Raw genomic sequence first — 16000 nt, 5'->3', positions numbered from 1 at the left:
GATCTTATAAAAAAGGTCCAACGAGCTGTTTTTTTATGCTCGTTGGGCCTGTTTTGTGTTTATTGAGATTGGGACAAGGAACCTGCCCCCGTGTCCCCAGTTGCTGGGACAAGGGACCTGTCACTAAGTCCCACTATTTTTTCGTAGTGTACGAGTCTTGTTTCGAATAGTTTTAATGGGTCGTAGTAGACTTCTGGGTTTGATTTCATTTTTGCCAAGGTTTCTTTGTCTTGTTCGATACGGCCTTTTGTTTGTTCGATAGCTTGTGAAAGTCCATCTAAAGGTTCTTTGTAGAATAGACCGACATCCTGTGGCAGAGATCTTTTGAAGAAGTCGAATTGCTGCCAGAACTTACTTTGAATGGATTCAACTACTTCCGAGTAAGACGCATTTTCTACATATTTTTTATACTGGTTGAGCATGTATGATTGCTGCTTTTGTGGTAGCAAGCCCAATACTTTGCCTGCGCCCTTCAGCAATACTTGCGCTGGATTATGGCGAAGCATGATGTTTTCCTTATCAATTTGGATTTGATACGTCATGCGGCCAATGTCTCGGCGCCAGTCCTCAACGACTTTAAAGTCACATTCCAACTTGAGCTCTTTTTCAGGATAGACCTCAGAGAGTGACTGAGTCATGTCATCTAAATATTCTTGAGTCGCAACCAACTTCGAATTTGAGTTTTCAAGCCACTCTTGAAGCTTAGTTGAGAGACCTGGTATAACATCTTGATGGAATAAACGCTGAATTTCTTCGTTCATTTTTTCATTTAATTCAATATGCAATTGGTTGAGGTTGCTGTCTTCTGTAATAATCTCTGAGCAGCCAGTAAGGATCTTTGGTATTTTTTCAGAAAGATCTCGTTTAACGTCCGCGATTACTTTGGAGAATGAATCCGTAATCTCCTTACTCTTCTCGGTTTCCTTATCATGAAGGCTATTTAAAAATCCAGCTAACCTAGTATTGTATTCTTCATTATGCGCAATTACTTCGAGTAATTTGTTTTCTGCATCGGCACGTTTTTTTAACAGGCTGGAAATCACTTTTCTCAGTAAAAATAGTGTCTTTCCAACTCGGTAATTCGTTCCGAAGCTTACTTTAATATCACGTAAGAAGTTCATGTTTCGTACTGAATGAATCACCGCTTCAGGGAAATACTCATTTATCTTCACTGTGTCCAATGTATTACGCAATACAAAATGTACCGGGGTATCCTTTGCGCTATGTTTGATTTGCGCGAGATAGTCAAAGTCAGCCTCTGACAGGCTTTCTGCATCGCTCACGAATAATACGCCATCGACAACTGGTAAGAAGCCGAACGTTTTTCTCTTCTCCATAAAATACTCTTTATATCCAGTGGTATTCAATCGTAGTTCAGACGTTCTTAACTGGGCAGATGGCACCGTCACCTCTATAATAGAGTCTGGAGAAATGGCTTCCTCCGGACTTGGTAGGGGATGACGACCAGCGTCCGACACGTCGGCTATTCCTTTTTCTGCTCCGTATTGAATGCTTGTATAATTAGTAAGAGTTGGAGTCAATAATTCCTCATCTAAAATCGAATTTACAAATGAAAACTTACCTTTTCCTAAAACGAGTAAATTCGTTGTTTTCGTATCAAAAAGTTGATCAAAGCCCCATACTAAACGGTCGCTCGTTTCGATATTATTTTTTTGAGCCCAATCAATGATTGTTTTCATGAAGTGTTGGCATTCATCCAGGGATAATGAACGGCTATGCGCATTTTCTAGGACAATTTCTGCCTCTTTTACGATGACCATTTTGATGGCAGAAGGGAAAATATCATCCCACGCAAGGACGGCGGCCGCTGCAGCTAACCCATTCGTTGCAGTCGTTGTGTTTAACCAATTGACTAGTAATTTTGGCATTAGCTGTCCGATATCACGTAGTAAATAATCACCAGTCGTTAATCCAAGATACGCTTCCTCGAATAAATGAGTAATGGTATGCCACTGCTCGTAAGGATTGATCTCTAAATCCTTCATGATTTTTACGACCGCTTGAAGCCAGTTTAGATATTCGCTCGTATTCTGGTAACTTTTCCAAACAACAGCCATTAGCTGTTTAAATCTGGCCTGGTCAAGTTCATATAACTTACGCAATACTGGAACAAATGTATCGGGTGCAAATGTGCTGCAATGCCCTGCTTCGCAATAATTAATTAAGGCGTCAAACCATTCAAGCCCCTCTGTTCGCTTCGTTTCATTGATAGCCAGTTCGATCGCATTTTTCCAATCTTCTTGTTCCTCGTAAAAATGCTTGGCAACCGTTGTAATGTTAGGGTAATCCGGATTTCCTTCAACTGCTTCCTGTATCACGCGGTAAGCTGCGTCAATTTTGTTATCCTCAAGATAAAGTGAGAATAGGCTCAACGAAACCTCACTTGTCAAAATCTTATTTGTCGAAATAATCGAGCCATACACTTCTTCCGCATTTGAAAGCAGTCCAAGCTCATAATACGCATCCGCAATATTTTTCTTCGCCCACGGCTCTAAGTCGTTCGAGATGTTCTCCCACTTATAAATCGCCGCCTCAAAATCCTTGTAATGAAAATAAATTTCCCCTTGCGCAAAGCGTATATAAGACAGGTCATACAGCTCCTTCTCCTGCTCAGCCATATATGCCTCACCAAGAATCTCAACCGGATGCCTCGTATCATTTTCAGAAATAAACGTTTGATAATACGTCTTTGTAATAAACTCATGCTCAGATGTCATATGTAAAACCTCCAATGCTAGGACAGTGGAATTGAGTGGGTGGGTCTCGCCCAATGGGCAAAGTCCCATGTCAAGGTCTCGCCACGTTCTGGGACAAGGGACCTGTCCCTGTGGCCCACTGTCTTTTGTTGTTTAATTTGGTTCATTTATCCTTTTATGGGTATTCGTATACCCAATCATATATTAATACGTTTTAAAAGCTGATTTTATGTCGATTATTGGTGAATTCAAAATACTAAACTATTAAAATGAAGTTTGCCTTAAAAGGATTGTACTAAATAGGGGTGTTTAGTTCAATTAAATGTCTTTTTAGTGGTGTGTGTTAAAGAATTAAAGGAGTCACATGCGCGATGTGAAAAAATGGTAATAAAACGGACAGGTCTCTCGCCAAATCAATAAGAAGGACCAAATCATTTGACTTGGCCCCTTTTCGTATTTAATAATTTTTTTTTTTTCTATTTAATGTTTTATCAGTATCATTCTTTTTCACCTTATATTTAAAAAGTTCTCTTAAAAAAATTGTTGTTAATGTTATCAGTTTAATAATAAGCAGAATTTTCCTCATGATATCCTCCACTTTTCTACCTCTGAGAATCGGACGGGTACTTCTGTATTTTACCATACTTGCGTAATTTAAGTATTCCTAAATAGTTGCAAAAAAATGGGTCAAGAGGACAGGTCTCTTGACCCTTTAAAAATGTGGTGGGACGACGGACCTGTCCCTGCGTCCCAAAATGGTAGTTCATTGAGTTGCCAAAGTCCAATGAGAAGGGGGAGTAATATAATAAGGTAAATTAAGTACACTGTACCACTATTTTGCTGTTGTTGTTTTCTAAGTAAAATCAATGCAATCAGCATGGGCACCATCAATCCACCAGTTACTCCGATTAAATTTGCAACTGCATCTAAAAACTCCGTACTTCTATCGACAATGTAAAACTGTTGATACTCCTCAAAAATACCTAGCAATACTATATACAACCACACAATTCGAAAACTTTTAACCATACACGACCGAGCAATAATCAAAAGGATTAGAACTCCGACGAAAAAAGAAATGAAAAAGAACAGCAAGAAATGTCCAACTTTATCGAAACCGAAAACAAGATTATACTTTATGTTCAATTTAATCACCCTATCAGGATTATGTACTCAAAGGGAGAGGTATAAACATGATTGGATATAAAGGAATTTTATGTGGGTGCTTTTTCAAAGTTTTCCACTCTTACTCGTAAAATCAATAAGGTATTTTTCTAGTTTATGGAATAAAATGTTTCCTTGATATCATCAACATAAAGCAATGTTTATAATTTTAATCTATGTTTTTGTTTTATGATTGACTTGAAAAATGGGGGATTAAAATATGAATTAAAAATCTAGTAGAATGAATCAAGTAGGTATAAAAAGGCATGATATGTTTGGTTTTCTAAGTAATATTTTGAATAAAAAAGCGCAACGAATGTATTTAAGTTCGTTACGCTAAGTATATATTTCTAATGTTTCTGGGAAGAAATATGTTCCAATCAAGTTGTGGCTAGAATTGTGATCTATTATAAACTATTTGCGAGTATTGTCATTGTTGCGCTTATAATAATTGCTGCGATTGGAAGTAGAAGATAAAGAAGAGTTTTGTTTCTCTTTCTTTTTCTTTCCATTTCTTCTGGGGTTACCCATGTGCTCATGCGTTTTTTCCTCCTCGTTTTCGGTAGCTGGCTGACTTAGTCGATAGGACTTTAGTCCCTATAGCTTTGCGTCCTCACGTTTCCATGATTTTGCTATGTTACCAACGACTTTTTATAATCCTGTTTTATTATCGTCGTATTTTGTCGAATTGTTAATAGGTATAAAGCACTATAATAAAGTTATATATTAGTATGAATGAGAAAGTGGTTTTTTGAGCTTAAAAAAAGCCCAATAAGCAGCATGCTTATTGAGCAAGTGGGACGAGTTAACATGAACGAAACTAGCCCCTTGTCGTAATCCCGTAGGTTAATTTGGTTAGACTGTTTAACGGAGATTAAAAAATCAAACCAAATCAGAGCTACATTACGAAAGGAGCTAGTTATATTATGAAGGATACCATAAAATACGTAGGTTTAGACGTTTCAAAGGAAAAAATTTCTGTTGCGATTGCTGAAGAAGGAAGAGACGCACCTAGATATTATGGAATGATCCCACACTCTTTAGAGGCTATTAGAAAATTAGTTAAGAAATTAGGAGATAAAAAACAGATAAAGGTATGTTATGAAGCAGGCCCAACAGGTTACCCATTGTACCGCTTCTTCTTAAGTTTAGGAATAGAGTGTTTTGTAATCGCACCATCCCTAATCCCTTCTAAGCCAGGAGAACGGATTAAAACAGACCGAAGGGATGCGGTTAGGCTTGCTCAATTATTCCGTGCTGGTGAATTAACATCTATTTATGTACCAACTGAAGACGATGAAGCTCTTCGAGATTTAGTTCGTGCTCGTGAAGATGCCAAAGAGGATGAATTAAGGGCAAAACATCGACTCACTAAGTTTTTATTAAGACACAATATTAAGCCTCCTACTGGTGTTCGCAAATGGACCCTTAAGTATCGGGAATGGTTAAACAAGTTAAAATTTACTCGTTCTACGTCTAGAATTGTATTCCAAGAATATTACTATCAACTTCAAGAGATCGAACAACGGATAAAACGGTTAGAGAAAGAAATAGATATCCAAGCAACCGAAGGTTTACACGCTCCTGTAATTCAAGCACTTCAATCGCTTAGAGGTGTGGCAACTATTACAGCCACAAGTTTAGTGGCAGAGATTGGGTCCTTTAAAAGATTTACCTCGGCTAAACAATTCATGTCATATGTAGGTCTTATCCCAAGCGAATATTCTAGTGGTGAGAGTCGAAGACAAGGTAAGATTACGAAAACAGGGAATAAACACGTTCGCCGTCTTCTGATAGAAGCAGCCTGGAGTTATCGATATCAACCTGCAGTAAAAGGAGAATTAAAAAGAAGACAAGAAGGTCAGTCGGCCGTTGTTCAAGCTATATCATGGAAAGCTCAAAATCGTCTTCATAAAAAGTATTTCCGATTATTATCAAGGGGTAAAGAAAGTGGGAAAGTCGTAACGGCAGTGGCAAGAGAACTAGCTGGGTTTATCTGGGCAGTCACGCAGGAAATAGAAACAAACTCTAGAGTTTTAATTGAATCTTAATCTATTATAAAAATTCGTTTATAAAAAACTGCAGTTAAATTATGTGATTTTAAGAGTAGGGCTCGAAGGCAAAGTATAACACCGGAAAGGATAATCCACGTGGTCCCTTTGTGCTATGTCTAAATAGGCTAACGCACGTGACGAGTTGGTGGTAGATCCTTTATACGGAAAGATAAAATGTGAGAATCCACGAATATCAGAGTGCTTACCGAAGCTTAGATTTTTGCCTTCGTGCCGTGTTCTTAACTTCTGAATAAAGGAGGAATTTAATTCTCAGCTTTAAAAAGTGTCTCAATCTATGGATTACCAGTCAAGGAGAGCACTTGACAGGCAATCCATAGATTGAGGAGTAGTCAGTAAGCTGAGAAGGGTAATCCCTAGACATAAAATGTCTCCAACATTTATAAAAAAGAAAAGAAGCCCAAAAATGCTTCTCTTCTTAAGTGCGCCAAAAAACGGCAATTATAATTAGGGATTCGAGGGGAACTTGACAGTTTCGTTCATATCAGGGACCTGTCCCTGTGTCCCTATTCTGATTGAAATTTGTTTATGACGTTATTGACCATTGTTGATAGGGTTGGATCTATAATAAGGCTGCCACCAAAGGTGATCGAACCAACAGAGAAGACCCCGCCACCGCCGGGATGGTCATAATAGATCATGTCTGCTCCTTTTCCTACCGTATTCGTACCCTGTGCTAACAGGTTATAATTACTCGGTGTAAATTGGTCAACCTGGTCTGTTTCCCAACCCGATGCACCTCCGGTAGACTGTCTTGTTGTATTAAGTCCTACCTGACCTATTAAATCACCATTTTGAACATCTGTATTCTTAAAAATCCAATGGTTGCTGTCTATAACCTTGTATGGTGCAGGAACAGAGAAACCTGTATGGCGGTATCCGACACCTAATAGGGCAGATTCTGGACTTCCGGATGTATAAAACAATCCCCCTGCTTCATTTGATAAGGTGTGCTTACTCCCATCTCTTTTAACCTCTATTTTGTCATCCTTTATTGCTACCTTCCAATAAACACCGTTTCCTGAGAGGTATAATAAATTACCTCCTTGGTTTAAAAATTTCTCTAAACCATTGTACATAGTTGTTGACCAATACTCACTGTGAGTACTAATAATTAATATTTTATAAGGCTTTAAAATATCTGGATTTTCGTGAAAATCATGGTCTGATAACATGTCATAATTATGATTATTCTGTTCAAGCCAAGATAGAATATGTCTTTCACCATTTGCTAAATGGCCTTCATCTCCTAATGGAGTTGCACCTGGATTTGGCCGATTAAAACTTACATATGACACTGGTTGATTGGCCCCGTTGATATACTCATTGCTATATAGACTTTTTCCAGCCCAGCTGTTGTATGCCTGCCAAGTATTTGTCGATGCAAGAACCGCTATATCATTCTCAGATGGATTTTTATCTTTTACAATAAAGGTGACATAGAATTCCTTAGCTTGATCATATAAACGTGCGGCATACATACCTGTTTCCCAATCTTTAGGTATCGTAAATTGATAGGAGCTTGTCCACATAACACCCTCTTTATAGGCGTCTGAGAAGTAGTGTTGAGCCTTACCGGGAATATTTTGCACTTGGTGTAATAATTTCTGTTCTTTCCCAAATCGCATAAAGTCTATTGAAAATTTCCCTTCAGGTGCATGAACCCTTAGGTCGATTGTTTCTCCGGGGAAAAAGCTAATCTTTTCACTGTATCCCTCAATTGAATGGGTATTTGCTGCAGGTAAATCATTTTTAATTACTTTATCTTGAATTGAACCTGGCCCGCCGAGAATGTTATAGTTCGTGATAAACTGTTGTTTGATGACATTATATGTTTCCTTTGGTAAACGGTCAGGTCTAGTTAGTAATAATGGCACATTATTCTTTGCCGCTAAAACTGAACCAGTCAAAGCATCGGCGAATGTTAAGCCAGTTGCAATAAATGTATGGTCATTCGAAGACGTAAATTGTGTAGCAATATTCGCTGCAACTTCATATCTGTCTTTGCCACCGATTCGCTGTTGAGCCCCAATTGTTTCATATACTTTTTTGCCTACACTTCCTTCTCCACCAATCACAATTCGTTGTGTTTTTCCTTTCAATGCTTCTGTGGTAAAAGCGGGTATGCTGTCTTTTGCAGTTAGTAGAATCGGAAAACCGTTTTTGGCTGCATATGGAGCAATTGTCAGCGCATCAGAAAATACCAAACCGTTAGTAATAATCGCTGTATCTGAGTCTTTAAGCTTCTTTGAGATGTTTAAAGCAACTTCATATCTGTCTTTACCACCGATTCGTTCAGTCTTAATATTCATTGATTTAAATTCATTTATTACTTTATCAGAAACACTACCATTTCCACCAACTATGATTGCCTTTTTCGGTTTTAGCCTTCGTATTTCCTCTTTTGTAGTAGCTGTTAACGTGTTATTTCTTGATAGAAGAATGGGGCCATTTACTTGGAAAGCCAACGGTGCAGCTGATAGTGCATCTGCAAATGCAACATAATTAGCGATAATAATTGTGTCTGCATTTTGCCAGCCTTTCTGTGAAACCTTCGCGGCGACTTCAAAGCGATCTGACCCAGACAATCGTTCTACATTAGACGCAGCAGATGTCAAATCTGTTGGTACAGTAAATAAAACAAAAAGTAATAAAAAACTTACGATTACTCTCATTATGTATACCCCCATTATTTAATAATTTGGTTAGGAATCTTAAAAATACTTAAATTGAAAAAATCAAAAATAAATAAAAATGCTGAGAAATACTCTCAACATTTTTTAATTTTTTGAATGTGCAACAACTTTGCATCTAATAAATATTTGCATTATAAAAGGTAAAGAAAAATGTAGTTGCCTACTTTCCGGTAGTTCTTTTATTTGAACATTTTTTACAAATTATGTATTAGTATCTTCAGGTTTTTTAAAATTATGATAGTACTAATATACTATATTTCTAGGTAAAAGTTAGTATTAATTTTGCTTATAAAGCAGTATATGAGGACCCTAAGAAAAACAAAATGGAAAATAATCTCCCCAATTCTTGGTGGATTCAAATCAAATTAGAGTATAACTAGGAGTACAGACCTACTCTGAAGAATCTTAAAATATACTATAATATAGTTGGAGAACATAAAATTGTAAAAGTTGTATAAGGGAGTGAAGGAATTGAAACGGTACATATGGTTATTAATTGGTTTCGCATTAAGCATAGTATTATTAACAGGCTGTAATAAGGATCCTCTTCCAGAAGAACGCTTCGAAGCATTCATAAAAGATTGGGAAAAACAGGATTTCAATAAAGTGTATGATCAATTTTCTGCTGATGTAAAAGAAACCGTAAAAAAGGATGAATTCGCAGAGCGCTTTAGCAAGATTTACAGTGATATTGGAGTGGATGAACTAGTAGTTAACTTCGAAAAACCAGAGGAGGAAATAAAACCCAACGAAAAAGGAGAGGTTAGATTTTCCTATGATGTTTCAATGGAAACAGTTGCAGGGCCAATTGAGTTTAGTGAGAAAACAATTCTTGTACTAGAAGAAAACGACGATGAGAAAAAATGGGCAGTAAGATGGAAACCTTCGATGTTCTTTCCGGATATGGAAGAAGGGGATGGAATTGGACTCAAATATTCTTATCCAAAACGTGGGGAAATCCTAGACCGAGATGGTGTAAAACTAGCGGAAAATGGACTAGTTTATGAAATCGGGCTTGTTCCTCAGGACCTTGGTGAAAATAAGGCTGCAACTATCGCTACTGTAGCAGAACTACTAAAACTAACACCTGAGTCAATTGAAAAGAAATTAAATGCTTCGTGGGTAAAACCTGATTATTTCGTGCCGATCACGAGATTGTCTTTACAGGAACAGGAACTTGTAACAAAGGTCACTCAACTGAATGGTGTTCTTTCAAAAAAGGTTGAGTCTCGTGTATATCCATTTAAAGAAGCAACTTCTCATCTAATTGGTTATATCGGAAATGTGACAGCTGAAGACTTAAAAGAACTAAAAGAAAAAGGGTATACAGCAAATGATGTTGTCGGTAAAAAGGGGCTTGAAAAGGTACTAGAAGATCGATTAAAAGGAGAAAAGGGAGCAAAAGTCTTCATTAGAAGAGCGGACGGCGATGGAAAGGTCACCCTTGCTGAAAAGAAAGTAACGGACGGAGAAACGATTACATTAGCTATCGACATTGACGTTCAACTAACAACATATGATCAACTTGGTGGAAACGCTGGGGCTGCTGCTGCAATTCATCCTTTAACCGGGGAGACATTAGCTCTTGTTAGTAGTCCCTCCTTTGATCCAAATGCCTTTGTTCTTGGATTATCAGCAGAAGAATGGAATCGATTAAATGAGGATCCATTAAAGTCGTTAATTAATCGTTTTGGTGCAACATATGCTCCTGGCTCCACCTTTAAGCCAGTTACAGCAGGAATTGCACTTGAGCATCAAGTGATTACACCTGAAACAACAATAGATATCAAGGGGAAACAGTGGCAAAAGGATAGCTCATGGGGGGGCTATTCAATAACAAGAGTTAGTGACCCAGGCAAACCAGTGAACTTAAGAGACGCATTCGTATACTCGGACAATATTTACTTTGCCCAGGCTGCACTCGGAATTGGTGGAGAGCAATTTGAAGTGGAACTAAAGAAGTATGGGTTTGGAGAACCATTTCCATTCGAGTATCCTATATATGAATCAAAAGTTTCAAATAAAGGTTTAAATACAGAGATCCTGACTGCAGACACTGGCTATGGACAGGGTCAACTCGAAATGAGCCCAGTGCATTTGGCAATTTCCTATACTCCATTATTAAATTCAGGAAACTTATTAAAACCAAAACTTATTTTGGATGGCTCGGAAAAAGAAACTTGGAAAGAAAATGTGATTACACCTGAAACGGCAAAACTAATACTTAATGATTTAATTCAAGTTGTTGAAGATCCAAAAGGTACAGCGAATGATGCAAAAATCGAAGGCATCAGGCTTGCCGGAAAGACTGGAACAGCTGAACTTAAAACAAGTAAAGACGAAGATGGAAAAGAAAACGGGTTGTTTGTGGCGGTAAATACTGACAATCCAAGTCTTTTAGTAGCAATGCTTATTGAAGACGTAAAAAAAGGTAGTCATGATGTGACACCGAAGGTAAAAGCTATTTTTGAAAGTGTCTTAAAGTAAATTTTAGAGCTGACGAATTTCGTCAACTTTCTTTATTTCTAATTGCAATTTCCGAGGAAATACTACATGAATTACCCAGATAATCCAAAAAATATGATAATTTATTGTATAATATAGGTAATTAGTCATCTTTTGTCTGGGGGTTATATTATGAAAAAAATACTTGTGCTTGTTGTAATTGTGCTATCTATTGCTACAGTTGTAACAGGGAAAATACATTGGAACAATAAATTACAAGCAACGGCCAAGACTGCTCAAGCTGAAAAGCCCGATGAACAATTAATAACAGCAGTTGATGAAAATCAAGAGGATGAGAATAAAATCAAAACAGTAAAAAAGAGATCAAAGAACTTACCAGTAGAAATACAAACAAAGCTTGTAGAAGCTGCCCAAACTGGTATACCAATTAACTTCATTATAGCAGGATCGGACTCGACACCCGAGGGTCCAACAGCTTGGCCAACATTATTAAAGGAAAGCTTAGAAGATACATACGGAAAGGATATTCTTACTATCACAATTAAAGAAATTGCTGATAAAACATCAACGCAGGTTGTTCAAGAGGAATTATATAGAGAAATCATCGATCTTTCTCCTGATATCTTATTATTTGAGCCATTTATGTTATACGATAATGGAAATGTGGTGCCCTTAGAGAGAAGACTAGATAATATTACTGAAATTCTAGGAACAATTAAGGAGGAAGTTCCCAAGGTATCTATTTTGATTCAGCCAGCAAACCCGTTGCATAATGCAAGATATTACCCAATTGAGGTTAATAAATTAGAAGTTTACGCAAAAGAAAACAATTATCCATATCTCAATCATTGGGAAGCATGGCCTGACTATCAGTCAGATGAAATCATTGAATATTTAAAGGAAAATGGTGCTCCAAGCGAAAAAGGTCACAAACTATGGGCAGACTACTTGTCGAAGTATTTTATTGCTCAAGATGGTGAAAATTAGTTTCGAGGACAGAGTATTTGGAAATAGGTACTTCTTAGTTTGGCAGTTAAGCCAATTTATACTAAAATAAGAGTGTGTGCAGAAAAACTGCCATCATTCGTCAAAAAAACAAATTTTGTTTTATTATTAAGGAGGAGCAACATGACTTTAAAATATGCATTAATTGGTTGTGGACGTATTTCACCTAACCATATCGCAGCTGCATTGGAAAATGATCTTGAAATTGTTGCCTTATGTGATGTTAAACCTGAAAATATGGAAGATAAATTACAGAAGTTTGATCTTCCGAAATCAACGAACTTATATACTGATTACAAAGAAATGCTAGAAAAAGAAAAGCCTGAATTAATTGCAATTTGTACGGAAAGTGGTAAGCATGCAGCAATTGCATTAGACTGCATCGAGGCAGGAGCTAACCTTATTATCGAAAAGCCAATCGCTCTTTCACTAGAAGATGCGGATGAAATCATCAAAAAAGCAAATGAGAAAAATGTGAAAGTAAGCGCATGTCATCAAAATCGTTTTAACAAATCCATTCAAAAAATCCGTGAAGCAGTTGAGGCTGAACGTTTTGGGCGACTATTACATGGGACTGCTCATATCCGTTGGAACAGAGGAGAAGACTATTATACACAAGCTCCTTGGCGTGGAACATGGGAACAAGATGGTGGTGCATTAATGAACCAATGTATCCACAATATCGACCTTCTTCGCTGGATGATGGGTGGAGAAATTACCGAGGTTGTAGGTATGACAGATAACCTAAAGCATGGATTTATTGAGGCAGAGGACCTTGGATTAGCTTTAATCAAATTCTCAAATGGAAGTTACGGTATCGTTGAAGGTACAACTAACATTTTCCCAACCAATCTAGAAGAAACACTTTACATATTCGGTGATTCGGGGACAGTAAAGGCTGGAGGAAAGTCAGTAAATATCATTGAGGAATGGCTCTTTGCTGATAATAAAGATAATCCAGAAGAAGTAAAAGCAAAATATCAAGAAAACCCACCAAGTGTCTACGGATTTGGACATAATCCACTTTATACTGACGTAATTGACGCTATTAAAAACGATCGCGATCCATACGTAACAGCAAAAGACGGAAGAGATGCATTAGAACTTGTGCTTGCGATTTACAAATCAGCGGCAGAAGGCAAGGGAGTTAAGCTTCCTTTAGAAAAATGTAGTACTTTAGATTTTACAGGAAGATTTGATAAATAACACAAAAGGAGAATGGCAACCGCCTTCTCCTTTTTTATCAATTTCATTAGATTTTTGAAACACCTTTTTTAGTGCTTTTTCGATATTTTGAATTAATAACTCGAAAAACAAACTGAGGTATTGCAATGGAACGTTTAAGTCTTGTAGGCTCACTTATTATACGATAAGCCCACTCTAGGTTAAGTTGACGCCAAAACTTTGGAGCTCGTTTAACAACACCCGCCCAAACATTAAAACATCCCCCAAGACCAATAAATAGTCCCTTATGGAAATGGTGTTTATTATTTGCAATCCATTCTTCTTGTTTAGGAAAGCCAAGTCCTAAGAAAATAATATCTGGTTCTGTCTTTTTAATCTCATTAATAATCTGCTGATCTTCCTCAAAAAAACCATGATGGAACCCCGCAACATCTATATTAGGGAACACTTGTTTAATGTTGTGAACAGTTTGATCAATAACACCCGGTTGTGTTCCAAGAAAATAAACTTTATATTGTTTTTTATCTGAAATACGCAAAAGCTCTGTCATAAAGTCAAAACCTGTGATTCGTTCTTGAAGTGGGTTGCCTAGTAATTTAGAGGCAATAGTAATCCCAACACCGTCAGGAATAATGAAGTTTGCCTGTTTTAGTACTTTTTCATAATGTGGATGTGTATTAGCATACGTAATAATTTCAGGATTAGCTGTGACAACAAATGTCTTTTTGCCATTCTTGATTCTTAGATGCATTTCATCCACGAATTCATTCATTGAATTGTTTACAAAATCGTACCCCAGTACTTTTTCATATTTAAGCATTTCTCTTCCCCACTTATTCATCTATTTATTATTATATTTATTGTTATCGTTAACCTCAATGAGAAAAACATACTAAAAATTTATAGATATCTCTTATTTTCATAAAGTAAACAAAAATAGTTCTTTGGTAGTATATTATTGATAATATTACCACATTGTAAAGAAAATGTGTGGAAATTTTACATTTTTTAATAAAATACTACTTTTTTATAGTATAGTATTTTTTATGGGTTAAAATATACTAGTACCAACAATTAAAACTGCTAATTTTTTGAAGGAGGTCATGTTGTGACCAGAATCATAACATACGGGACCTTTGACCTATTGCATTGGGGACATGTGAATTTGTTGAAAAGATGTAAAGAGCTTGGAACGCATCTTACAGTCGGTTTATCCACAGATGAATTTAACCAAGTGAAAAATAAGATGGCATACCATAGCTTTGAACATAGGAAGTTTATTTTAGAAGCGATTCGGTATGTAGATCTAGTCATTCCTGAGCAAAATTGGGAACAAAAAATTCAAGATGTTAAAAAGCACAAAATAGATTTATTTGTTATGGGGAGCGACTGGGAAGGGAGATTTGATTATCTCAAAGAATATTGTGAAGTATTGTATCTTCCAAGGACCCCAATCATTTCAACAACAAAAATAAAAAAGGATAATTTTTCGATTGAATACAATGGGTAAAGAAACTGTTATTTCCGTTTATTTATTTTTTTTCAAGATAATTTTTAACGCATGTAAACTTTTTCTAACTAAAAAGAAGGTATCATTTGTAATTTCATTTGAAGAAAATGCAACATTTTTATATAAGGAAATGCAATGTCAGCAAGTGTCCTTTGATGTCGTTTTCCTTTGTAGTAATGTTGCTGTTTATCGTGCAATCAGAAATAAATTCCCATCTGTGAAAGTCCGCTACATCTCACTTAAAAACATAAAAGAGTGGTTGTTGTCTATTTTTCATTTAGCTACATCCAAAGTTCTAATTGTTGATAACTATTTTCCATTCCTAGCAGCAATTACTTTTAAAAAGGATGTGGAGTGTATTCAAATTTGGCATGCAGCGGGAGCATTAAAGACATTCGGCCTCCAAGATAAGGCAATATCCAAAAGAACTAAAAAAGCGCATCAACGATTTCATTCGGTATACAATCAATTCCATAAGGTTGTAGTTGGTTCGGAAAAGATGGGCCAGATTTTTATGAAGTCTTTTGGACTACCATATGAAAGAATGTTGCCAACAGGGGTTCCTAGAACAGACTTTTTCTACGATAGTGAGCAACAGTGCAAAATTAGAGCAAAACTTTATCAGGATTATCCAAATTTCAAAGGGAAGAAAGTTATTTTATATGCACCAACCTTTCGTCATGGACGGTTAGACAATCAAGAAGTTAATCTAGATTTTGATGAATTATATAATGAGTTAAAAGAACAGTTCGTTTTTATTGTAAAATTACATCCTGCTGTACAAGTTAATCTAGATTTTGAAAAACTGTATCCAGACTTTATCTATGATTTTTCAAGATATAAAAATGTAAACGAATTGCTCGTTATCACGGATTACTTAATAACTGATTACTCGTCAATTCCATTTGAGTTTGCAATCATGAGGAAACCGATGATTTTTTATTCGTATGATTTGGAAGAATATAAAAGGGAACAAGGAGTAATAGATAAATATGAAAGGGTCGTTCCAGGACCAATTGTTAAAAATACGGAAGAGCTTATTGAATTAATATTGCATTGTAGTTTTGATAAGAGTAAAATTCATGATTTTTCGATAGAGTGGAATGAATATTCAAAAGGGACCTCATCGAAACAACTAGTTAAGTACATACTAAACAAACTAGATAGTGTTTAAATAGAAAGGGT

The 16000-nt window shown here is 36.5% G+C and carries 11 protein-coding genes and 1 riboswitch; of the genes, 6 read left to right on the top strand and 5 right to left on the bottom strand.

Features of this window, described 5'->3' with window-relative positions; genetic code table 11:
- Positions 1 to 59: 59 nt before the first annotated feature.
- The 3 genes from NST91_RS23080 to NST91_RS23070 form a co-directional block, all read right to left on the bottom strand.
- Entirely contained in the window at positions 60 to 2738 is a 2679-nt protein-coding gene (locus NST91_RS23080; RefSeq protein WP_341333021.1) for a GTP-binding protein, read from the bottom strand.
- Positions 2739 to 3404: 666 nt separating this feature from the next.
- Entirely contained in the window at positions 3405 to 3863 is a 459-nt protein-coding gene (locus NST91_RS23075) for a VanZ family protein (protein WP_341333020.1), read from the bottom strand.
- 425 nt (positions 3864 to 4288) lie between these two features.
- Positions 4289 to 4420: a hypothetical protein gene (locus NST91_RS23070; protein WP_341333019.1), complete on the bottom strand. Its 132-nt coding sequence runs from the start codon at positions 4418 to 4420 to the stop codon at positions 4289 to 4291.
- A gap of 19 nt (positions 4421 to 4439) precedes the next feature.
- Positions 4440 to 4525, bottom strand: a riboswitch (cyclic di-GMP riboswitch).
- Between the two features lie 282 nt (positions 4526 to 4807).
- Here NST91_RS23070 and NST91_RS23065 point away from each other — a divergent pair.
- Positions 4808 to 5932 carry an IS110 family RNA-guided transposase gene (locus tag NST91_RS23065; protein WP_341331531.1) on the top strand — a complete coding sequence of 375 codons (1125 nt, stop codon included), beginning with the start codon at positions 4808 to 4810 and terminating at the stop codon, positions 5930 to 5932.
- Between the two features lie 527 nt (positions 5933 to 6459).
- Here NST91_RS23065 and NST91_RS23060 read toward each other — a convergent pair.
- Positions 6460 to 8628, bottom strand: a complete 2169-nt coding sequence (locus NST91_RS23060; protein WP_341333018.1) for a N,N-dimethylformamidase beta subunit family domain-containing protein — start codon at positions 8626 to 8628, stop codon at positions 6460 to 6462.
- Positions 8629 to 9120: 492 nt separating this feature from the next.
- On the opposite strand from NST91_RS23060, the gene NST91_RS23055 reads away from it, so the two are divergent.
- From NST91_RS23055 to NST91_RS23045, 3 genes are all read left to right on the top strand, one after another.
- The gene (locus NST91_RS23055) at positions 9121 to 11136 is read left to right on the top strand and encodes a penicillin-binding transpeptidase domain-containing protein (RefSeq protein ID WP_341333017.1); all 2016 of its coding nucleotides are present in this window, start codon (positions 9121 to 9123) and stop codon (positions 11134 to 11136) included.
- 150 nt (positions 11137 to 11286) lie between these two features.
- Positions 11287 to 12102, top strand: a complete 816-nt coding sequence (locus NST91_RS23050) for an SGNH/GDSL hydrolase family protein (protein WP_341333016.1) — start codon at positions 11287 to 11289, stop codon at positions 12100 to 12102.
- 141 nt (positions 12103 to 12243) lie between these two features.
- On the top strand, positions 12244 to 13326 hold the full coding sequence (locus NST91_RS23045; RefSeq protein WP_341333015.1) for a Gfo/Idh/MocA family protein: 1083 nt from the start codon (positions 12244 to 12246) through the stop codon (positions 13324 to 13326).
- Positions 13327 to 13372: 46 nt separating this feature from the next.
- Here NST91_RS23045 and NST91_RS23040 read toward each other — a convergent pair whose 3' ends face one another.
- A complete protein-coding gene (locus NST91_RS23040) occupies positions 13373 to 14125 on the bottom strand; it encodes a WecB/TagA/CpsF family glycosyltransferase (RefSeq protein WP_341333014.1) in 753 nt (250 codons plus the stop codon).
- A 288-nt stretch (positions 14126 to 14413) separates the two neighbouring features.
- Between NST91_RS23040 and tagD the strand changes: the two genes are divergently transcribed.
- Positions 14414 to 14815 (top strand): glycerol-3-phosphate cytidylyltransferase, encoded by a 402-nt coding sequence (gene tagD / locus NST91_RS23035; protein ID WP_341333013.1) that lies wholly within the window; start codon positions 14414 to 14416, stop codon positions 14813 to 14815.
- On the top strand, positions 14808 to 15989 hold the full coding sequence (locus tag NST91_RS23030) for a CDP-glycerol glycerophosphotransferase family protein (RefSeq protein WP_341333591.1): 1182 nt from the start codon (positions 14808 to 14810) through the stop codon (positions 15987 to 15989). Before tagD ends, NST91_RS23030 begins: the two co-directional genes overlap by 8 nt.
- The last annotated feature ends 11 nt before the right edge of the window (positions 15990 to 16000 follow it).

The organism is Ferdinandcohnia sp. FSL W7-1320 (assembly GCF_038050315.1).
Taxonomy (GTDB): domain Bacteria; phylum Bacillota; class Bacilli; order Bacillales; family Bacillaceae_L; genus Ferdinandcohnia; species Ferdinandcohnia aciditolerans.
Note: the sequence above shows the minus strand (reverse complement) of the source record. Positions and strands in the feature narration are given on the sequence as shown.